Source organism: Alicyclobacillus sp. ALC3, assembly GCF_028751195.1.
Taxonomy (GTDB): domain Bacteria; phylum Bacillota; class Bacilli; order Alicyclobacillales; family Alicyclobacillaceae; genus Alicyclobacillus_L.
This window is the reverse complement of record NZ_CP066784.1, coordinates 3,602,511-3,623,864: the sequence shown is the minus strand read 5'-3', so window position 1 is coordinate 3,623,864 and position 21,354 is coordinate 3,602,511. Positions and strand designations below refer to the sequence as shown.

At 58.6% G+C, this 21,354-nt stretch carries 18 protein-coding genes; 1 reads left to right on the top strand and 17 read right to left on the bottom strand.

Annotated elements, in window-relative coordinates:
- Positions 1–94 precede the first annotated feature (94 nt).
- Positions 95–694 carry a DoxX family membrane protein gene (locus JC200_RS16625; protein ID WP_274432806.1) on the top strand — a complete coding sequence of 200 codons (600 nt, stop codon included), beginning with the start codon at positions 95–97 and terminating at the stop codon, positions 692–694.
- A gap of 963 nt (positions 695–1,657) precedes the next feature.
- Here JC200_RS16625 and menC read toward each other — a convergent pair.
- From menC to JC200_RS16540, 17 genes are all read right to left on the bottom strand, one after another.
- Positions 1,658–2,773 (bottom strand): o-succinylbenzoate synthase, encoded by a 1,116-nt coding sequence (gene menC, locus JC200_RS16620; protein WP_274432805.1) that lies wholly within the window; start codon positions 2,771–2,773, stop codon positions 1,658–1,660.
- Positions 2,770–3,603: a 2-succinyl-6-hydroxy-2,4-cyclohexadiene-1-carboxylate synthase gene (gene menH / locus JC200_RS16615; protein WP_274432804.1), complete on the bottom strand. Its 834-nt coding sequence runs from the start codon at positions 3,601–3,603 to the stop codon at positions 2,770–2,772. The genes menC and menH overlap by 4 nt, the downstream gene beginning before the upstream one ends.
- Positions 3,600–5,438, bottom strand: a complete 1,839-nt coding sequence (menD, locus tag JC200_RS16610) for a 2-succinyl-5-enolpyruvyl-6-hydroxy-3-cyclohexene-1-carboxylic-acid synthase (RefSeq protein WP_274432803.1) — start codon at positions 5,436–5,438, stop codon at positions 3,600–3,602. Before menD ends, menH begins: the two co-directional genes overlap by 4 nt.
- Positions 5,435–7,003, bottom strand: coding sequence for an isochorismate synthase (locus tag JC200_RS16605; RefSeq protein WP_274432802.1), 1,569 nt, complete (start codon positions 7,001–7,003; stop codon positions 5,435–5,437). Before JC200_RS16605 ends, menD begins: the two co-directional genes overlap by 4 nt.
- Positions 7,004–7,447: 444 nt before the next feature.
- Positions 7,448–7,858: a PaaI family thioesterase gene (locus tag JC200_RS16600; RefSeq protein ID WP_274432801.1), complete on the bottom strand. Its 411-nt coding sequence runs from the start codon at positions 7,856–7,858 to the stop codon at positions 7,448–7,450.
- A 91-nt stretch (positions 7,859–7,949) separates the two neighbouring features.
- Complete coding sequence (locus JC200_RS16595; protein ID WP_274432800.1) at positions 7,950–9,107, bottom strand: acyl-CoA dehydrogenase family protein; 1,158 nt, start codon at positions 9,105–9,107, stop codon at positions 7,950–7,952.
- 130 nt (positions 9,108–9,237) lie between these two features.
- Positions 9,238–10,059, bottom strand: a complete 822-nt coding sequence (locus JC200_RS16590; RefSeq protein WP_274432799.1) for an IclR family transcriptional regulator — start codon at positions 10,057–10,059, stop codon at positions 9,238–9,240.
- A complete protein-coding gene (locus JC200_RS16585) occupies positions 10,056–11,102 on the bottom strand; it encodes a zinc-dependent alcohol dehydrogenase family protein (protein WP_274432798.1) in 1,047 nt (348 codons plus the stop codon). The genes JC200_RS16590 and JC200_RS16585 overlap by 4 nt, the downstream gene beginning before the upstream one ends.
- A 218-nt stretch (positions 11,103–11,320) precedes the next feature.
- Complete coding sequence (locus tag JC200_RS16580) at positions 11,321–12,529, bottom strand: threonine synthase (RefSeq protein WP_274432796.1); 1,209 nt, start codon at positions 12,527–12,529, stop codon at positions 11,321–11,323.
- 282 nt (positions 12,530–12,811) lie between these two features.
- Positions 12,812–13,000, bottom strand: a complete 189-nt coding sequence (locus JC200_RS16575; protein WP_274432795.1) for a hypothetical protein — start codon at positions 12,998–13,000, stop codon at positions 12,812–12,814.
- A 210-nt stretch (positions 13,001–13,210) separates the two neighbouring features.
- Positions 13,211–14,836, bottom strand: coding sequence for a thiamine pyrophosphate-dependent enzyme (locus tag JC200_RS16570; protein WP_274432794.1), 1,626 nt, complete (start codon positions 14,834–14,836; stop codon positions 13,211–13,213).
- Positions 14,833–15,663, bottom strand: coding sequence for an MFS transporter (locus JC200_RS16565; protein ID WP_274436575.1), 831 nt, complete (start codon positions 15,661–15,663; stop codon positions 14,833–14,835). The genes JC200_RS16570 and JC200_RS16565 overlap by 4 nt, the downstream gene beginning before the upstream one ends.
- The gene (locus tag JC200_RS16560) at positions 15,621–16,058 is read right to left on the bottom strand and encodes an MFS transporter (protein ID WP_274432793.1); all 438 of its coding nucleotides are present in this window, start codon (positions 16,056–16,058) and stop codon (positions 15,621–15,623) included. The genes JC200_RS16565 and JC200_RS16560 overlap by 43 nt, the downstream gene beginning before the upstream one ends.
- Entirely contained in the window at positions 16,055–17,590 is a 1,536-nt protein-coding gene (locus tag JC200_RS16555) for a pyridoxal phosphate-dependent decarboxylase family protein (RefSeq protein ID WP_274432792.1), read from the bottom strand. Before JC200_RS16555 ends, JC200_RS16560 begins: the two co-directional genes overlap by 4 nt.
- Before the next feature lie 255 nt (positions 17,591–17,845).
- Entirely contained in the window at positions 17,846–18,184 is a 339-nt protein-coding gene (locus tag JC200_RS16550) for a DsrE family protein (protein WP_274432791.1), read from the bottom strand.
- 72 nt (positions 18,185–18,256) lie between these two features.
- Positions 18,257–19,069, bottom strand: coding sequence for an EAL domain-containing protein (locus JC200_RS16545; protein WP_274432790.1), 813 nt, complete (start codon positions 19,067–19,069; stop codon positions 18,257–18,259).
- 137 nt (positions 19,070–19,206) lie between these two features.
- Positions 19,207–21,309, bottom strand: a complete 2,103-nt coding sequence (locus tag JC200_RS16540) for an FUSC family protein (protein WP_274432789.1) — start codon at positions 21,307–21,309, stop codon at positions 19,207–19,209.
- Between the last annotated feature and the right edge of the window lie 45 nt (positions 21,310–21,354).

Below are 21,354 nucleotides of genomic sequence, written 5' to 3'. Positions count from 1 at the left end.
CTATTGGTTTGACTTTCCACACCTCAAAATATGACGCGTAAGGGATGTCGACAGCGAAGCGCTGAAGCCGTCTCACGGTGGAGGGGGATCAGTCATGAAGTTATCAAACACTGTACTGCAAGGTCACAGCGTCGTCGTTCCAGAGAATCCAGTGTCGCACTTTTTCTTCAGCAGCACGCGGTCTGCGTGGTTTTGGTTGGTCGTCCGGCTGTACGTTGGCTACGAGTGGATTCACGCAGGCTGGGAAAAGTTGCACTCGCCTGTATGGACAGGGACGCATGCCGGGGTCGCATTACGTGGGTTCCTGCTCGGTGCGCTTGGCAAGGTCTCAACGGGTGATGTTCAAGGTTGGTATGCAAAGTTTCTGAGCAACGTGGTCATCCCGCATGCGCATACTTTTTCCTACGTGGTTTCGTTCGGAGAGTTTCTCGTCGGCTTGGGTTTGATTCTGGGTCTCCTCACGGGTCCGGCCGCGTTCTTTGGCACCTTGATGAACGCGACTTACCTTTTCGCAGGCACGCTGAGCGTCAACCCGATTCTCTTCATCCTCGCCACTTGGCTGGTACTTGCGTGGAAAGTTGCAGGTTGGTACGGTCTCGACCGCTTCGCACTTCCCTACCTCGGCACCCCGTGGCGGCGGACTCCCGCACTGGTGAAGGCTTTGCGGCCGATGAAAACACGGCAACACGCGTAACGGAAATGGCTTCACTGTCTGCAATGGCAGGCGATTAGAGCTATCCTAAACGGGCAGTGCACTTGGAGCAGGGCATTTGGAGCAGCGCATTGGGATCACGGCACTTGGAGCAGCCCTTTCCGACTGCAGCTGCCGTGTACGCCCGCCTGTAGGTGCCAGTTTGACGATTGCCGCGCCGTGTTGCGCGCTGCGCACCGCGCTCTAGGTGTCATTTTGACACTTACCGGCCTGCACACCGCGCTCTAGGTGTCATTTTGACACTTACCGGCCTGCACACCGCGCTCTAGGTGTCATTTTGACACCTACCGGACTGCACACCGCGCTCTAGGTGTCATTTTGACACTTACCCGCGAGGACGCCGCGCTCTAGGTGTCATTTTGACACCTACCGGCCTGCACACCGCGCTCTAGGTGTCAATTTGACACTTACCTGCGAGGACGCCGCGCTCTAGGTGTCATTTTGACACTTACCTGTGAGGACGCCGCGCTCTAGGTGTCATTTTGACACTTACCGGCAGGCGCCCCCCGCTCTAGGTATCATTTTGACACTTACCTGTGAGGACGCCGCGCTCTAGGTGTCATTTTGACACTTACCTGTGAGGACGCCGCGCTCTAGGTGTCATTTTGACACCTACCGGCAGGCGCACCCCGCTGTAGGGTTCAATTTGACACCTACCGGCAGGCGCACCCCGCTGTAGGGTTCAAATTGACACCTACCGGCCTGCACACCCCGCTGTAGGGATCAATTTGACACCTACCGGCCTGCACACCCCGCTGTAGGGATCAATTTGACACCTACCGGCCTGCGCAAACCCGCGCCGAGCATGTTAGTTTGACTCAAAGGCCGACAACCGCGTTCATCCTGCCCTGCCCTGCCCTGCCCTGCCCTGCCCGGCCCTGCCCGGCCCTACCGCCCTGCCCTGCCCTGCCCTGCCCTGCCCTGCCCTGCCCTGCCCTGCCCTGCCTACCCGCCCGCCACAAACGTCCACTTCTCCGTCTCGTAGCGTGCGACTTGCTCGACGTCGACCTCAAAGCCGAGCCCCGGCAGCGAGGGCACGCGAATTTGGCCATCTACCACCGTGACTTCGGGCCGGATGATGTCCGGCTGAAAGTAGCGGCGGCTCGCCGCCGTGTCGCCTGGCAGCGTGAACACGTCGAGCGCCGACATGGCGACACATCCGGCCCGCCCGACGCCCGTTTCGTACATGCCCCCGCACCACAGCAGGGCGCCACCCGCCCGCGCCGCGCGGACGACTTCCAGTGTCGGCGTGAAGCCGCCAAGGCGCCCCGGCTTCACATTGATGATGCGGCAGGCGCCAAGGCGAATCGCGCGCAGGGCAGCGTCGAGGGTCGTGATCGACTCGTCTAGGCAGAGCGGCGTCTCCATCTGCGCCTGCAGGCGCGAGTGACGCTCCCACGAGCCCGCGGCAAACGGCTGCTCAATCATCATCAGTCCGAAGCCGTCGAGCCGAAGCACCGCCGTATCATCAGCGCGATCGTACGCCCCGTTCGCGTCGACCATCAGCGGAGCGTCGGGAAACCTTTCGCGAATCGCCGTGACGGGCTCGATGTCCCAGCCCGGCTGTACTTTGATTTTGATCCGGCGGTATCCTTGTTCCAGGTAGTCCCCAACTTCCGCAAGGAGTTCGCCAATTGGACAGATCCCGATGCTCACCCCCACCTCGACCATCGCCTTCGTCCCACCGAGCGCCTGCGCGAGCGAAATCCCTTGCTGCTGTGCGTAGAGGTCCCACAGCGCGCCCTCCACAGCAAACTTCGCCATCGGGTTACCGATGACGCGGGACGCCTGCTGCCAGAACTCGCTCGGGTGCGACCAAGGATGCTCGAGGACCAGCGGAATCAGTTCGCGGCGCAGAATGACCTCCACGGTGTCCGTCGACTCCTCCGTGTAGTACGGGTGATTCATCGCGACGCTCTCGCCCCAACCGACCAGTCCATCTGCCGTGTGCAGTTCGACCAGCAACAGATCACGGTCCGTCTGCACACCGTAGCTCGTTTGCACGCGCATTTGAAGGGGCATCAACAGACGGTGAAGGATGACTTCTACGACCGCGATCACGAGACCGTCCTTCCGCTCAGGAAGCCAGCCAGGATGCCGCGGTAGAGGTCTGGCTCCTCCAAATGAACAGTGTGGCCGGCACCCGGGACATCTGCGTGGCGCGCATTTGGCAGCATCGTCAGCATCGCTTCGGCAATCGCCGTGTACTTTTCATCGAGTTCCCCAGTCACGAGGAGAACCGGCAACTGCAACGTATGCAGTTCGTCCCAATACGAAGGTTGACTGCCGGTGCCGATGCCAAGCAGGCTGTTCGCAAGGCCGACCGGTTGGTGCGACAACCTGACGGCGCGTTGACGTGCGAGGTCGTCCGGTGCGAGGCGAGCCTGGCTCGCAAAGAGCGGCGTCTGCTCCCAGCGGTCGACGAACGCGGGAAGGCCTTGCTGCAGGATCAAATCAGCCAGCGCGGCGTCCGACTGCCTTCGCAGGGCGCGTTCAGCTTCCGTACGCAGTCCGGGGGAAGCACTCTCGAGGAGGAGCCTCTGCACCCGCTCTGGGTGCGTCAACGCGAAGGCGAGCGCGATGCGCCCCCCCATCGAGTAGCCAATCAAGTCAAACGTCTCATGCCCAAGCTCCGTCATGAGAGCTGCCAAGTCGGCAATCGTTTCGGACATGGAATAGCGGACAGGACTGGCGGGTGCATCGGTTTGACCGTGACCAACCAGGTCGACAGCGACACGCTGTCCGGGCGTAGGGAAGTCCTCCGTGAAGCTAGCCCAGACGTCTGCGCTGCCGGTAAAGCCGTGCAGCAGCAGCGTAGCCGGCGCCCCTTCCCCGACGGTCTGCACATGATAGCGGCAGCCGCGCACGGTCATAAAGCGATGGTCGATCACGCGAACGCCCCCCGCACGGCACTCTGTACACGCTGCACAACTTCACTGTGCATCGCCACATTCGCGTCCATGTCAGTGCGCACCTCAATCACCTGCAGGCCCCCCTGCTCTCGCGCTTGGTCGAGACTCTGCCGCAACGCCACCCAGTCCGTCGGACGGTGCAGCACACCGCCGTAGAGCGCGACCGTGTGGCTGAAGTCGAGTCCATGTGACGTGCGAAAGTGTGCGAACGTCTCCGGATAGGCAGCCTGCGGCAAGAACGAGAAAATGCCGCCGCCGTCGTTGTTGACGAGCACGACAGTCAAGTCGACACCGAACTGTTTGGCTGCGAGCAGTCCGTTCTGGTCGTGGAAGAATGAGACATCGCCGATTACGAGCACGGTCCGACGCCCCGAACCTGCAGCTGCGCCGACTGCGCTCGAAACGACACCGTCAATCCCGCTCACCCCACGGTTCGCCAGCACCTGCACGCGCCGCTCCCCGGCCGGCAAGAAGCTTTCCGCGTCGCGAACTGGCATGCTGTTGCCGAGAAACATCACGTCTCCGTCTACAAGGTGATGAGCAAGTTCCGTGAAGACCTGCCCTTCAAACGCGAGCCCGCGGTCACTCGCGCTCACCAGTTTTTCTGCGTCTAAAAGCGCTTCGCGCGCCCGCACCGTTGCAAGTTGCCAGAGCTGCGTCCAGTTCGTCTCCGTCTCAGCGGCGGGCGTGGCGTCCATCGTGGCAGCGGTCGTTGCGTCCGTCGTGGCGTCCGTCCCGGCGCGGGCCGTGGCGTCCGTCCCAGCGTCCACCGTGGCACGGGCTGTCAGCAACTGGGCCATGAGCGTCGGTTCGCACTGTACCACCGTGTCTGTCACGAAGTCTTGATCACGCCAGTTTGTCCCCGCATCGACAACGACCTGCTGACTCCCGCGGCAGCGCGCGAGGAACTGATTCAGCGGCTTCGAGGTCGGTGTGCCACCAAATCGCACAATCCAGTCTGGCGTGAGGGCGTCCGCAATTTGCCGATCACGGAGCCACAAATCATAGCCTTCTACCACCACCGCTTCTGCGGGTAGTGGGCCGACAGTTCGGACTTGGGACAGCACATCCGCTACAAGCGGAACGTGCCAGGCGGCCGACAATGCGACGAGCGCCTCGGCCAGGTGCTCGTCTGCCTGCGGCCCGCAGACAAACAGACCGCGCGGTGAACGAGCACACAGCTGTTCGACCGCGTCCACAGCCTGCGGGTGTGGCGCGAGTACAGGGGCAAACGCGTGTGTCAAAGTAGCTTCCGGCAGGTTCACATCGTCGATGGCTGGCGGGATGAGCGGCTCACGCAGCGGCCAGTTCAAGTGAACAGGGCCTTGCGGGAGCGCAGTTGCCGCACTGACGAGGCGCCAGGCGGTGGCTTCAGCGTGGCGGTGCAGCACTGGCGTGTCTTCCGGAACGGGCATTTGCACCTGCCACTTGACGTGCGTGCCGTACAACTTGCTTTGATCAACAGTCTGGTTCGCACCGACGTCTTGAAGTTCAGGTGGGCGGTCGGCCGTGAGAACAACCAACGGTAGGTGTGACGTGTTAGCCTCCATCACAGCCGGATGGTAGTTCGCCGTCGCACTGCCTGATGTGCAGACAAGCGCGGCCGGTCGGCCGACTCGAGCCAGCCCAACCGCGAAGAAACCCGAGGAGCGCTCGTCAAGCAGAGTCCAGACTCGAAACAGCCCAGACCGGACGAAGGCGAGGGTGAGAGGGGTCGAGCGTGATCCGGGTGAGATACACACATCCTCCACCCCCGCCCGACGCAGGGCCCGGACAAAGCTGTAGAGAACAGTCAAGTTGTGGTTTTCTGTCACTGGTCATCCCTCGCTCTGGTGTGAGGTGCAGCCTGATTAGCGCGTTCGCCGCGAGCGGATCCGTCGACGGCTGTTGCCACGGATTCTGCGACAGCTTCTTCGAAGGTTGCCTCGACGGTTTCGCCGTGTGGCGCAATGGCAGCCTGCATCGCACGCAACTTCAGCGCGGTTTCGCGCCACTCGGACTCGGGCTTAGAGTCCCCCATGATACCTGCACCCGCGTACAGGTGAACGTCTGTGTCGGTGAACAGAGCTGAACGCAGCGCTACGGCAAACTCTCCGTCGCCGCGACTGTCGACCCAGCCGATGGGTCCAGCGTACCAACCCCGATCCATCTGCTCCCGTTCTGCAATGACCTCAAGCGCCACCTCTCGCGGCCTCCCTGCCACAGCCGGTGTCGGGTGCAGTCTATCCACCAGGTCAAGGACCGTCATACCTTGGCGTACTAGTCCTCTGACCGCCGTCCACAGGTGTTGGACGTTGCGCAGCTTCTTGAGCGTTGGCGCAGTGCGCAACTCAAGGTCGTCGACGAGGCCTGCGAGGTTCTCTGTCACCCAGCGAACGACGACGTGATGCTCTTCGCGATCCTTTGTACTAGCGAGCAGTTCCGCCCCAAGTTGTTCATCCACCGCAGCATCAGTGCTGCGCGCCGTGGTACCTGCGAGGCAATCGACAGCCACCTCGCCGCCTGACAGTTGCACGAGGCGCTCTGGGCTGGCGCCGACAAACCACTCCTCGTCCGCGCGAACAGCGAACACAAACGTCTCTCGGTTTTGCGCCTCCAGCCGGGGAACTACGCGATCGACAGTCATATTCACTGCCCGATTCACCACCGCGCGTCTCGCCAGCACCGCCTTGGTGTACTTTCCCGCTCGAATATCGGCTGCAGTGTCAGCAACAGCAGTCAAGAAGGCGCGCGACTCGTCCGGCGGAGAGACCGGAGTTGGCAGCGCGGCATTTGTCGATGTGGCGCCTGGCATTGCGGTGGTTGCCGTCGTGGACGAACCCATTGTGCTGTTCGTCGCGTCAACGACCGCACCGTCAACTCTCTCAGCTTGTTCCACTAACATGCGTAGTCGTCTCTCGAAACCGCGCAGCATGGTGGCGAGATTTGCCTCCGTGTCACCTTGCGCAACCACGACTTGGCATGTGAGTGTCTGTCGACCGTCCGCCGTCTGCTCAAACAGGAATTCCGGCAGTATCGCGCGGGCATCTGACCAACTAAGCCACGGTGCGCGCCTCGACTGCACCGCAAACGCTCCTCCGACGAACCATTTCGCCGCGACGTCGCTTCCGAGCGTGGTTGGTTCGTCGGTGGCAGAGTGAGCGGGGTAGTCTGCTATCACCTGCTTGACGTGCGCGAAACGCTGGTCTCCCGACACAGTCGTATCGACTGCTGTGCCCATCCCGATACAAGAAGATCCGTCTGGCGCCCGCCAGTACACACAGGTGCCCGTAGCCGCGCTGTTCCGACCACAGACCGCGAGCAGCCTGTTCAGATAGCCTTCCGGAAACGCCACGGCACCGCGATAGACCAAAACCACCGGGCGATGCCAGTGGATCACGCCCTCTTTCCATGATGTCACCAACGCGCGATGCATAGTTTCTATGTAATTTGTAAGGTCGAACGTTACGGGTGATGCCATCACCGTTCGCGCCATAATCTCACAGCCCCAGTAGTCACTTTTCCCGCGACAGGCAGCTGAATTGCTACTCTGCCGTAGACGCGCGGGCCTCCCCGCGCGCACCTTGGTCACGCTTCGTCCGTCAACTTCTCGCGCTACTTACGCGCGCAAGAGCGACTCCTGCCTTGAGTCCGCGATTGCGACAAGACAGGAGCGACCATGTCAATTATACCAGAGCCCACGGGACCTGACCAAAGGCGGCAGAGGCGGGTCGTTCGTGAGAGGGTGCGACTGTGCTGCGACCACCACTAAGTAACGGTCGACCGACCGCGATCACGCAGGGGCGGCGCGACTCAGCCAGCCCGCCCAATCCCGCCTCGCCTCTTAAGCCCCTGGGACTTTCATAAACGTGCCGATACCGAGGGCCAACTGGCGGCCGTCCGCTCCGAACAACCGCCCCTCGATGGATGCCACGGTTCGTCCAGCCTTCACGACCGAGCCCGAAGCAAACAAGGCTTCATCCGGCTTTGGCGCGCGCAGGAACTGCACGGTCAACGACTGGGTCACCGCCGGCACGTCCCACGTGCTCCGCACCGTGAGCCCCATCACCGAGTCGAGCAGTGAGGTCAGCACCCCGCCGTGCACACCACCGTTGAGGTTCACGTAGTTCTCGGAAGGTGGCATGACCAATTTCACGGAACCCTCTTCGAGCGACTCAATCTTGATGGTCATGAACACCCAAAACGGTGAGGTCTCAAACTCCTGCCAGAGCTGCTCGTAGTACGCCTTGTCCATCATCCGCCTCCCCCACTTCGCTACGTCCTTCAGACACTGCCACTGCACCCCTCAGGACGACGGTGGCGGCCATCGCCAAATGCCTAACCACTCAGTGCTTCTGCAAATACTCCCGCTGCAGCTGGGCGGCGATGATGTTCTTTTGAATCTCGCTTGTCCCCTCGTAGATGCGCGTGATGCGCGCGTCGCGGTAGAATCGCTCAATCGGGTAGTCGGCGATGTAACCGACGCCCCCGTGAATCTGCACCGCTTTGTCGGCGACGCGGTTGTAGACCTCCGACCCGTAGAGCTTGAGCATCGCGGCTTCCTTGACGACGTTGTCGCCCTGGTCGCTCATCCACGCTACGCGGTACGTCATCCAGCGCAGCGTTTCAATCTCGACCGCCATATCGGCGAGGTAGTGTTGGATGATCTGCTGCTCGAAGATGGCCTTGCCGAACTGCTCGCGCTCCATCGCGTAGGCGACCGATTTGTCGAGCAGGTACTGGCAGGACCCGAGCGAGCGTGCAGCGAGGCCCGCGCGGCCGTTCGCCAAGATTTTCAGGGCGTTGACATAGCCCTGACCCTCCACGCCGAGCACGTTCTCCTCCGGGACTTCCATGTCCTCGAAGTAAAGTTGCGCCGTGTGCGACCCGTGCAGACCCATCTTCTTCTCGATGCTGCCGACAGAGAACCCCGGGAAGTCGCGCTCGACGATGAACGACGTGATGCCTTTCGCGCCCTTCTCCGGGTCCGTCACCGCCATCACCGTAAAGACCTGTGCGTACGGCGCATTCGTGATGTAGATTTTCTGGCCATTCAGGATGTAGCGGTCGCCTTTCTTTACCGCTGTTGTACGCAGGGCGGCTGCGTTTGATCCCGCCTGTGGCTCGGTCAGCGCAAACGCGCCGAGCCACTCACCAGTCGCCATCTTCGGTAGGTAGCGCTGTTTCTGCGCTTCGTTCGCGAACGTGACAATGCCAACCGAGCCAATCCCGTTGTGCGCGCCGATGATGGTCGTGTAGCCGTTGATTGTCTTGCCGAGTTCCTCGAACAACGCGCATTTGCCGAGCATCGAGAGCCCCATTCCGCCGTACTCCTCCGGAATGCTGAGGCCGAACAGGCCGAGCCGCTTCGACTTCTCCAGCAGTTCGTCGGGCACCCGGTCATGCTCTTCAATCTCCATCGCGTGCGGCTCGACCTCGTTGTCCACGAAGTCGCGAATCACCTCTTTCATCTGCTTCAGCTCATCAGACAGTTCAAAATCCATGTTCATCCTCTCCTCCTCAGAAATGGTCGACGTGTGACATATACTCCGCATCACGTGCGGGTGTGTGTCCTTGACTCCGTATCGATATGCACATTGGTGTGCACACAGATGTGCACACCAATGTGCGGCCTCAGTGCAGCGGTTGCCAGCCGTTCCACTCCGACAGTCGGAGCGTGTGCTCGAGCAGCACGCGAAGCGCGCGCTCTTGCAACTCCGGCGTCAAAACGACCGTCATCGCGAGACTCGACATGACCAGTTCCACTTCCCCGCTGTCAGCGAAAATCGGGGCCGCGACAGCAGACACGCCATGGGCCAGGGCCCCGTGCGAGACAGCGTAGCCGTTGCGTCGAATCTGCCTCAAACTCTCATAAAAAACATCGGGATTTACAATGCTGTTGGGCGAAAAGGGCGTCAGCTGCCGTGCGTAGCGCGGCCACGACGCCTCGTCCCCATAGGCGATAAAACAGTGGCCAAAACCGGCGCCGACAATCGGGAACGACTGCCCGACAGACACCGCGATCCGAAGGTTGTCCTGCTCCGGTTCCTCTGACGCGATGTAAATCAGCCTGTCATCCCGCAGCCGCTCGATAAGCACCGTCGTGAGCCCAGTCTCACGAGCGACCGCCGTGAGTTCAGACGTCGCGGTGGCCAGAAAGTCGTTCAGTGCAAGGGCGCGGTTGCCAAGCGGGATTAGATACGGACCAAGACTGTATTTTCGCCTCTCCGCATCGTACTTGAGGATGTCCTCCTGCTCGAGGCTGCGCAGCACGCGCAGACACGTCGTCTTACTCGCCCCCGTCAACTCTGCAATCTCCTTGAGCGAGCAGCTGCGGTGCTTGTAGCGACTCAGTAGCTTCAGGATGCGCACTGCGAGCACGACAGACGGCACCTCGTAACGCACAGCGGCCTCCGCCTGACCGCGCCCTTCAGCGTCGGCATCAAACCGATTCACCACTTGGTCACCACCGTGACGCCGACGCCGCTATACGTCGCCATCCCGGCGAGAACATCGTTCACTTGTTCGATCCCGATGGTCTCCGTCACCAACTCACCGGGGCGCAGCCGCTTCTGCTCGACGAGTTGCAACATCGGCGTGTACCGCGCGGGCTGCATCCCAAACGCCCCGACAATCTGCAGTTCCTGCTGCACAATAAAGTCGATCGGCACGGCAATCATGCCACGCTCCGCACCGCTCGTCATCCCGATTTGCAGGTGTCGGCCGCGCTTGCGCAAACTGCGCAGCGCAGCCTGGCAAGTGGCCGTAATACCGAGTGCGTCCACTGAGACATGGGCGCCCCCACCGGTGATGTCTTTGATGTGCGCGCGCAGCTTCGGGTCGTTCGCGTTGACGGTCGCAGTCGCGCCAAGCTGCTGCGCGAACGCCAACTTGTCTGCGGAAATATCGACAGCGACGACGTTGGCGCCGATAGCACTCGCAATCTGAACAGCCGACATCCCAACACCGCCACACCCGTGCACGACAACCCACTCACCCGCTGTCACTTTCGCTTGGTCGACAAGACCGTGAAACGCGGTCATAAAGCGGCAGCCAAGCGCTGCCGCCTCCGCGAAACTCACGCCTTCTGGGAGCGTCACGAGGTTACTATCAGCGTTTGGCACGTGGACGTACTCACCGAAGCCACCCCAGTACGTGAACCCAGGGAGAGCGACGTTGTCACAGACATTCTGGTGACCACTGCGACAGTGCGGGCAAGTGCCGTCACCTTGCGTGAACGGGACGACAACGCGGTCACCCGGCTGAAAAGTCCGCACCTCAGCGCCAACTGCCTCGACGATGCCACTGAATTCATGGCCGAGGATGTGCGGCAGTGTGAGCTTCATCCAGTCCCAGTCGCCCATCCACGCGTGCCAGTCACTCCGGCAGACGCCGTTTGCCTGTACACGAATCACCGCGCCGTGCGGGGACAACTCCGGGTCTGGCATCTGTTGCACGACGAGCGGTTTTGCAAACGCTTCCAAGACAGCTGCTTTCACGGTGCTCCACCTCCATGTGATTTCATATGTGAAACATGATTTCGATATGTAGCTTCACGATCGATCGTAGGGCGTTTTTGCGCAGCCGTCAATGCCGGTCTACCGGTCGATCGCTTGATCTGACGGTCACGCAGTTTGTTCAGGGAACTTTGTGCGGGGGCATGTCCAGTGTGGGCACCGAGCCGCAATACTACACAATTGGCTCGGCGTAAAGACGGTTAGAGACCTGTGCGCAGGTCAAGCTCGGTGGAGGTATCCGCGACTTGGTCCATATATTTAAGACCCGAACCAGTGTTGACGAGGAGCACCTGCTCATCGCGATCGATGACCCCTTGTTCCCGCAACTTTTGCACGCCTGCGAACGCAGCGGCACCTTCCGGGCAGATGTTGAAGCCCTCATCGCGCAGCACCTGCAGGCGCATGTCTGCGATGGCAGACTCCGTGACCGTCGTGCAGATGCCGTCAGTGCGGTAGACGATGTCGAGCAGCAGGTAATCAGCGGACGGGCTCGGGACACGCATGCCAAACGCGATGGTAGCGGGATCGACCCACGGCTTGCACGCTCGCTGCCCCTGCACAAACGCCCGTGCCAGCGGAGCACACCCCTCGGTTTGAATGATGGCCATCCGCGGCCGCTTGCTGCCGATGAATCCCAACTGCTCGAGTTCGTCGAACGCTTTGTAAATCCCGACGACACCAGCGCCGCCGCCAGTTGGGTAGACGATTACGTCTGGGACACTCCAGCCAAGTTGTTCCGCGATCTCGAACCCCATCGTCTTCTTCCCTTCGAGTCGATAGGGTTCGTTGAACGTCGATACGTCGTACCAGTTGTATTTCTGTGCTGCATCGTGCACCAGACGGCCCGCGTCACCAATGGTGCCGTCAATGGTGTAGACTCGTGCCCCCGCCGCAACGCATTCTTTCCGCGGCGTCTCCGGTCCGCTCGTTGGAAGCACAACCGTGATAGGCATACCGGCTCGCGCTGCGTAGAGGGCCCAAGCGGCACCCGCATTGCCGTTGGTCGGAATGGCTACCCCTGGCACGCCAAGTTCTTTTGCCTTCGAAATCCCGACAGATGACCCGCGGGCTTTGAACGTACCTGAAGGCAGTCGACTCTCGTCCTTCACCAGCAAGTTCGGCACATCTAGGCGCCCGGACAGGGTCGGCAAAGTTAAGAGCGGCGTCATCTGTTCGCAGAGCGAAACCACATTCGATTCATTGCGCACGGGGAGCAGTTCGTGGTACTTCCACAAGTTCGGTTCGCGACTCGCCAACATCTCTTTGGACCAGGACGCAGCGACGGCAGTGAGGTCGTACTGTGCAAAGAGAATCCCGCCACACTGACACTTTTCCCGAACACCTGCGGCGGGGGACTCCCGCCCACATCGGGAACAGCGCAAGTGCGACAAAGCGCTGTACTCCGGCACATTTTTCACTCCTTTGGGTTGTCCACGCCAGTCTGTCAATGGTAAGCCTGACACTCTAATGTACGGAGCCGGGAACGCAATGTGCACCCAAAAACCGAAAAAAGTCGAACCGCATCGGCAAAGGATACGGGGGAGCGACGCCAGCGTCACACTCGGATGCAACCGACTCAGGGCAAGAAACCGCCCGTGCCGGGCGTACACTCGATGAAAGAGCCCACTGACAGTGGGCTCTTTCGACAATCTGTAGTCTGGCCAACCCACAGGTGACGATTTGACCCGATGTCAGCTGATATGCATGGCCTCGTCTATTTTTTGCAGATGGTTGAGCAAATAGGCGAGTCTTTCGGGAGTGCCGTCATCCAGTAGTTTTCCAAACAGCGTAATCATGCGGTGCAAGGTGTCAAGCGTCCCGTCCTGTTCCCAGGCGAGTAACCGCTCAACGAGTTGTTCGTGGACTGTGTAGTCATTCATGTCGTCATCCCTTTTCCCGGCATCGCCGACGGGTAACTTACAGGGCAATTTTCTCTCGTTAACAGAGTCGACAGAAGACATATTCGGATGATCTGCATCTACCATCATGACTACGTCCAAAAGTACCAATTCCCGCAATCGGGATAGTCCGTACGGGTGTCGGCGATTGCGACACAGTTTTCCCCAGCATGAATTGCATACACGACCGTCCTACATCAAAGAAATCGCCTCTGATGTGACCGCTACATCAAGCAGGAACGGTTTAAACACTGTCTGCCTGTGCCCTCCCCCGCCTGCGTTCCATATCGAAGCAAGCGCCGCTTCGAGTTCAGCCGGTGTGCGCACGTGCGAAGCCGAAACGCCAAAGCCTTCTGCGACTTTGACCATATCAATCCCTGGAAGTTCAAGTCCCGGCAGCGTGGACTCCAAACTCGGATAGAGCATTTTCCCAAACCCGTTCAAGATGGAGTACCGCCGGTTGTTCAAAACGACCACACCGACTGGAAGATTCAACCTCGCGAGCGTCCACAGGGCCTGAATGCCATACAAACTGGCACCGTCTCCGACAACTGCAAGCACAGTTTGACCTGGGTTTGCCATCGCTGCTCCGATGGCAGCAGGAATTCCCCACCCGAGGCCCCCGGTGGATGCCGTAAAGTACTGTGTTGCGCGAGATACATGTAAATACTCCCGAACAAGTGGACTGGCAGACACTGCTTCGTCAATCACGACCGTGTCATCGGGTACCCGTCTAGATACGGCGTCGAGCACGTAAGGCACGCCCATCACCTGTTTGGAACGCATGGCAGCGGCTTCTTTCTTGGCTGCGCGAGCAGCGGCACCGGTGGGCGAGGTACGGCTTACGGCCGGTACCCGTTCGACCAATGTGGCGAGGGCCGCTTTGATGGGAAGTTGAAACGTTTGCTGAGCGAGTGAAGCGGATAGGTGCAGGTCGAGGTCGTCAATATGCAGCACCTGCATGGGCAGGGAACGCGGACCTGGCAGATATGGATAGGTCATAAAGACAGGTGCGCCAATGACGAGAACGACATCGTGCTTCGCAAGGGTTTGTAAAGTCAACGGCAGCGCAGGTTGCAACATTCCCTCGTAAAGCGGATGCTGGTTCGGGAACCCGAGCCGCTGTGCAAGCGGTGCCCCATACACTGAACACTGGAGGCGCTCTGCTAGGGCAATCGCCTCATCGAACGCGTCGCTCCGAGCCACTCCACCGCCGAGTACAAGTGCAGGTGCCTGAGCCTCCAGTAACGCTTCGTAAATCGGTTTGACCAACTCAGGGTCCGCAACAACCGGAGTGTGCATTTGACGGATGGCGAGGTGCGTCGCCGGTTGGTCCCACAGGTTCATCGGGATGGACAGTAACACAGGTCCCGCCGGCGACAGTTCTGCAAGATGCCAAGCCCGTTCGAGCGCCGGTACTAAGTCGACCGCCTCTTTGACCTCATATGCCCACTTTACGACCGGTTGCCCCAACGACACCATGTCACCGTACAGAAGAGGCTCTAGAATCTGATGCCTCGTGTCCTCCTGCCCAACGGTTACAACCATAGGGGCGTGATTGTACAGAGCTGTACGAAGTGAGCCAATGGCATTGCCGAGGCCCTGCGCTGCATGCAGATTAACGAGTGCACAGTGACCGGTGGCCTGGGCATAGGCGTCTGCCATGGCCACGACAATGCTCTCCTGCAGTCCAAGTACGTATTCTACTGAAGCGGGCCAGTTGACCAGCATCGGCAGTTCGGTAGACCCGGGATTTCCGAACAACCGCGGAATCTGTCTGTCAGACAACCACTGATGAAATGCGTCTCTCGCGATCATGTCGACATCTCCTCATGCTCTGTTTGTCGGACTCGTCTCCCAGGCAGGCGCAGTGTCAGCCATAAGCCCAGTGCACTCGCTACAGCCAAAAGAGCAACTGCGAGATTGGCTGGTTTCAGTGCAAACTGAATCATAAAAATCAACACAATGCCTCCCAGATGACTGGTGAGCATGATGAACCCGACGGCAATGCCCTGCAGTCCCGGTGCAACCTGACGTCCTGTCCACTCGAGAATGATTGGGAACCCGGCCAACAGAAAGAACCCCGCAACTACCATCCACAGTCCAATCCAAAGGGTCGACTGCCACAACATCATGGCGACAAGCATCCAAGTGGTGAGACCAACTGCGGTGACCATCAAAGTCTTGCGGAGATTCCGTTTCGCCGCAATGGACGGAAGCAAGGCTGAACCGAAAATGCCCGCGACTAGCATCAGGGCAAGCAGGTTGCCGCTCGCACCGCCCATCCCATATTCCGAAAATATCGGCTGCAACCACGTATTGAGCGCGTCAAACACGCCAAGCCCGACAGCAAGCAGACCGCACATCATCCAAATGAAACGGTCCGCAAACACGGTTTGAAGGCTCATCCGGACGGATCGAACCTGAGCAGATGTCGTGCCTCCATGTCTGTCGGCGCCGTGCGCCGGGAGTGCCGCAAGCGGTGCTCGAAGCGGTCCAACGAGGCCTAGCATCACCCACAGCATGACGACGACTGCCGGAATGCCCTCGCCAAGTTCCACTGCGCCAAGGCCCCCGTGGTGCATCAAAATGGGGCTGATGATCATCGCGACAGCGACGCCGACGAAAAGAGCGACACTGGCAATCGAAATCGCAACGGGTCTCCGACGCTCGGAAAAATACTGCGAGCGAACGATGCAATCGCATTGATGACAAACGGCTGGGCGATTGCGAGAAGCATTTGCATCGCGAACTGCCACCCGTACGACACCGGCATGACGACCCGAGCAATCCCAGCAATCCCGGTAAGCACAGTGCCAATCGCAAGTGCTGACGTAAACTGCCGATCTAGCCAAATGCCCGCGGGGACAGCGACCACAATGTACACGATTGGAAAGAGTGCAGTGAGGTCGCCCACCGCCCCTACCCCAGTGTGCATAATGGTGGCGGTGAGCGTCGTGATCGGCGAGAAGGTCACCCACAGCACCTGCGTCACACAGATGAGTAATGCATAGCCGACCAGGAGAACCCAACGGTTCATGAGGTGTGCCCTCCCGCTGCTTCGGACGACCACGGTCTCGGTGTGTACATTTCGCTCGTAATGGCGATGAACAGCCGCTCCATCAAGTCCGGCGGCAATACTCGCAGGAGTCGATTGATATCCGCCATGTCCCCGGGCAACTGGCCGGGAGCAAGGCCGAGACCGCGGAGTAACTGAGTTAGCACTTCAGGCGTTAGGGTCTCGGGATTGACAGTGGCCAGCTGCTCGACAACAGTTGGAGTAGTGGAGGGTTGACTCGGCCTGCCCCCTCTCCCGCCACCGTCCACCGGGTCGCGTTTCAGACTTTCAATCGCTCCCTCAAGGTCGGCGAGAAAAGGCTCAACAATCTTTTCACTCGCACCCGTGACAGTCAAATGGAGGGTGGGGACAAGGCCCGGCAGGTTGTCGGTTGCGGGTCGCCCCGGCTGCACCTGAACGAACCAGTCGCGCCGTTTCATCTCGTCGGCCAGGGCAAACACGTCGACGGTATCCGACGTAAAGGCAATCAGCCCAGCTTCCGGCATTCCAAGGACCCGTAGTTCGGGAAGCTTTGCTAGTCCGCTCTGAAGCCTTTCTCGCGTGTGAAGAGTCTTCTTGGCTAACGTACGGTAACCGTCCTCGCCAAGGTAGTGCATGACAGCCCAACAAGCAGCCAGTGGCCCCCCGGACTTCGTCGATTGAATCGTCGTGTTAATCATCGGATACCCCGCCCAGCGCGTGGATGCGAACATCTCGTACTGCCGCAATTGCGCATCGCGGTACAGTACCACAGAGGCCCCTTTCGCTGCGTAGGCGTACTTATGAAGATCGACTGACAGAGAACTGACACCCGGTACTCGAAAATCGAAATCTGGGATTAGCTCCCCGACGTCGCGAAGGTAATGCATAAGGAACCCACCGATGCAAGCATCCACGTGCAGCCACAGCTTGTACTCCAGGGCAATGGCCCCAAGTTCATGGACTGGGTCAGTCACACCGTGCGAGTAGTTGACTGCAGAACCTACCAGCATCACAGTGTTGTCGGTAAGGTGCTCGCATACTACATCAGCATCGACGCGAAACGTCTCTGCATTCACAGGTACAACGACCGGCTTCAGACCGAAGTAGTGAGCTGCCTTATGGAACGCCGCATGTGCCGTGACAGGCAAAATCACTTCAGGTAAGGTGATGTCTGGTTTTGTGGCACGCGCCCAGTCACGTGCCGCCTTGACCGCTAGCAAAATGCTCTCTGTACCACCACTTGTAAATGTTCCGCTTGGTCGGATGGGTAGAACGCTTTCGGCGTCGCCACTCTGTGGCGCAAACATCTCCGCGACGATGGCGACGATGTCATTCTCCATCTGAAGAAGGCTTGGGAAGACTGTGAAGTCGAGGGCATTCTCGTTCATGTACTTTGTGTATGCCGTGGCAGCCACCTCTTCCACTTCACGAAGGCCACTGTCATACACATAGGCCCACACCTTGCCACCGTGGGTCTGCATGTCGTTATCTCGAAAGCGCTCAAGCTGCGTGAAGACTTCATCTTTAGACATCGATGCGGGGAGCCGTTTCGTAGGGATCAGCCTCCAGGTTGGAGTACGAGTTGTTATCTGTATTGTAGCAAAATACACGAGAGTTTGATTGTGACCGGATGCGTCATCATTCCGCGCGTTCATTACACAACATGCAAGGTCTGGGGTGGGTCGAGAGAGGCCCGCACTCGATGAATTGATACCGTGTACACGCCGAATGGGCGCGATAACGCATCGCGCCCATTCCAGTTTGCCTGTCAAAATAGCAATTCGACGTTAATATCCGACCACTTGGTAGCCGTCTTCAACTAACCGAATCAGCGCCTCTCCAGCAGCTTCACCATGAAGTCCCTCACCGGAAACTGCCTCCTCCACGCCGAATTGTTGAGCATTAAATGGGCAGTAGCCGCCGTGCACGTTGGCGTCGCGAAGCATCGCCAAAGCTTCCTTCACGTTGTCGCTTGGTTTGCCGACCAATTCTACACCGGGTCCAAAAAAGTACACCTCGACGTCTTGCCCACGGTTTTTCTTCAGTCGGCTCGCCAGTATGATTCCCGAAACTGCTTTAGCCTCAAGTTCGGGTCCAGCCGTAATCCAAAATGCTACCTTGGCCAAAAAAGTCCCCTCCTTAGTTTCTAACAGCTGACATGACAATGTTAACCGAGGAGGCTACTCTGATACGAAGTCTTAGGAACTCGCACCGACTGTGCCAACTCGAACTGTCAGTGGTTCAGGTTTATGAAACCAGTAACCTTGTCCAAATGTGGTGCCGATGTCGCTAAAAAATGCAACTTCCTGTTCGTGCTCAATCCCTTCGGCAATTGTGCTGACACCCTCTCGTTTCCAATACTCCACGAGTGATGTCATCATATGTTGCCGATAGAGGTCATGGTCAATACCCAGCACCAATTCGCGGTCAATTTTTACATAATCCGGGTGAACCATTGCGAGTGTGTGCAGTCCGGAATAACCCATGCCGACATCATCGACGGCGACCTTGATACCATTTCTCTGCAAATCCCGCATGACAAAATCTACGTCCTGATGCGAATATGTGTTTAATCCCTCACGTTCCGACAGTTCAAGCACAACCGAACTTGGAGGTACAGGGAGGTTTGCCAACAGTATCTGCCATTCTTCAGAAAACAGGGTGGAGAGATGAATGTTCACAAATACCAAAGTCGGCTCTTGCAGAGAAGCTTCGGCTGCGGCAAAGTCCCGAAATCTCTGCAACCCTAGTTGAATCGTGTATGTATCTAACACACGACTGCGTCCATGTGAAGCGCCGAAAGAATAGAACTCTTCGACGCTGGAAAAGTCTGTACCAAGAAGTGGGCGACTCAAAATTTCAAAACCGTGTGCGTGATAAGCCTTGCGATCCGGTGTGGCCAACTGCACAATCGATTGTCGGAACGTCTGAAACTGTCGTTGCGCCAACGTGGTGTTGAGGTGTTCCATTTTCAATTCGCAGGGAGTCGTTGGGCGGCGACGCCAGAACATACGTGACCTTCATCTCCTTGTACCGATGAGTGTGCGCGGACCCGGTCGTTTCCCCGATTCCTTCACTTCTTGTACGGTAAAATTCGACATCGGTTTGAAAATACCTGCCTAGGTATTGACACGAAGTGGGCTTGACCTCATCGTCGCAGCGGAACCATGCGAAACATCGTAGCAAGGTTTTCTTCCATCCCCACTAAGGCGGACGTGATGGGGATTGGGGCATCCACAGCGAGGAGTTCCTCCTTCGTGATGGGACTTACCTCATCGAGGGCTCCCGTTGGTGCAAGGCCTAAAGTCTGCTCGCTGTCCTCGGATGAACGGATGACAACTTCAATCTCCTCCAAGCAACGGTCCACGTATTCACCAAACCTAACCAGGGCTGGCCGTTCATCGAGCAAGCTTGGCTCGTCCGAAACGTAGTACTCGACAGTGAGTAAATTATCAGCCAGCCGGTGCAGAGACGTTAGCAGTCCATGCACAGCCTGTGCGTCCAATAACCAACGCGACGGTTCCACTGACGCTTGTTCAATCCGGTTGGCTGCGTTGGTACGGGCAAGTCGCGCCAATTTTCGGCTTTTACGGACAGTGTCTTGATTCGTCGGCGTGCACAATGCAGAACGTACATACCCCCGTTCTGCTTCCACCAACTTCACGAGAACATTTTCGATGTTTGCGTGTTCCCAAGTCGGCCACGCGAGATACACAATAAAGGCGAGCAAACTTCCAGCGATGGTGTAAATCACACGGTAGACGATGACATCTGTCGGCGATACATGTTCAAAAAACGACAGAAGCACCACCACTTCGGCAGTCAAAGCCCCGGCAAACAACACCATGTTGTAGGTAAACAATGCGTACACCGCCCAGAGGAAAACGCCCACCAACAACACGGTGAACATGTGTGTCGGATCCGGAATGAGGGCGATCATGAGGGTGGCGAATACTGCACCAAGCAAAGTGCCCAGCACACGCGTGACACCGCGTGTCAAAGTGGCAGAAAACTCCGGACGCAGAATGACCAACGTTGTCAGCGGCAACCAGTAGCCGCGGGGAATCGGAGACACGTGATAGAGAACAGTTGCGATACACAACGCTACAGTTAGCCGGATTGCGTGGCGAAAGATCGCTGAATGAAGGGTGAAATTGGTGCGGACCACTTCAACTATACGAGCGAGCGGTGACGGACTCCATTTCAACCAATAAACAGGTGATTGATACGTGTCCCCAATCCGCACACTTTGCAGATAGAACATCGCCTTGTGCAATTCGGAAGAAGTGTCGGAGATACATTTCACAGCAGCCCCGAAGTCTTGGACACCGCCCATGTTCATCAGAGGAGCGGTATGTGTTTCTAGGCCACTCATCGAAGCATCAACGCCAAGCGCTAGGGACTTGCCTGACCGAAGGGCAGTCGCAAACTGCCGGAGGATAGCGGCAATTGATGTACGTGCGTCTTGCATCGCCGTAAGTCTTGAATCATCCTGCGGGAGGTCAGCGGCCAGAGACCCCTGCATACTGGTCAGTGCGACTAAGTCAATGCGTATCGACTCCGCAGCGTTGAGCAAAAGTCGCAGGTCGTCCAGACGCCCCGGCTTCAGATAGGAGTCGGACAAGCTGTCATCTGCCTGCAAAAGTGTCTGAGCCACCAGTAGGTCAGCACCGCGAGCAGGGTTTTGTGCGTACTGTGCAATGGCGCTGAATACGGCTGCGACTGCACGGGATTCGGCATTCGACCGACTGACCCAATCCGTCGCGATCATAATCAGCATTTGAAACAACGCGCCTGCCATGGCCAGCAGTCCGCGGTACACAGCTTGTAGTGGTGTTTGCGGGGTGCTAGAGATAAACAGGAACGCAATCACCGACCACGTCCCCACAAGTCCAGCTTCCACGCTGACAGCATTGAGCAGACCGCTGGCAAAACCGAGCACCGCCATGACGAGAACAGCCCACCAGGTGGGCCCGACGAGTCCGCCGACCAACGTGGTGAGCGCCATCCAGAACGCGGCAAACAGCGTCGTCCGAGTGCGACGTCGCAGAGTTCCAGTGCGCCCGCCGAAGCCTGCAACTTGAGCGCCGAGAGTCATCGCGAGAAAGGGCAGAGTATTGCCGGTGACAACGCCCACAAACAAAGGCAGGACGGCGCCGATTGCACTGCGCAAACCTGGAAGCACGGTCAACTGACTGGCATCGTGGCTCTTGATGAAGTTCCAACTGTGTGAAATGGTGCGGTTCCACATGACCTATGTACACTCCGATCGTCGTCAACAAAGCACCGTTTGGAT

Bases quoted from the DNA above. Each gene is read 5' to 3' on its own strand.
- JC200_RS16625 (WP_274432806.1), top strand. From the start codon at position 95: ATGAAGTTATCAAACACTGTACTGCAAGGTCACAGCGTCGTCGTTCCA.
- JC200_RS16600 (WP_274432801.1), bottom strand. From the start codon at position 7,858: ATGGACAAGGCGTACTACGAGCAGCTCTGGCAGGAGTTTGAGACCTCA.
- JC200_RS16595 (WP_274432800.1), bottom strand. From the start codon at position 9,107: ATGGATTTTGAACTGTCTGATGAGCTGAAGCAGATGAAAGAGGTGATT.
- JC200_RS16575 (WP_274432795.1), bottom strand. From the start codon at position 13,000: ATGAATGACTACACAGTCCACGAACAACTCGTTGAGCGGTTACTCGCC.
- JC200_RS16570 (WP_274432794.1), bottom strand. From the start codon at position 14,836: ATGATCGCGAGAGACGCATTTCATCAGTGGTTGTCTGACAGACAGATT.
- JC200_RS16560 (WP_274432793.1), bottom strand. From the start codon at position 16,058: ATGAACCGTTGGGTTCTCCTGGTCGGCTATGCATTACTCATCTGTGTG.
- JC200_RS16555 (WP_274432792.1), bottom strand. From the start codon at position 17,590: ATGTCTAAAGATGAAGTCTTCACGCAGCTTGAGCGCTTTCGAGATAAC.
- JC200_RS16545 (WP_274432790.1), bottom strand. From the start codon at position 19,069: ATGTTCTGGCGTCGCCGCCCAACGACTCCCTGCGAATTGAAAATGGAA.
- JC200_RS16540 (WP_274432789.1), bottom strand. From the start codon at position 21,309: ATGTGGAACCGCACCATTTCACACAGTTGGAACTTCATCAAGAGCCAC.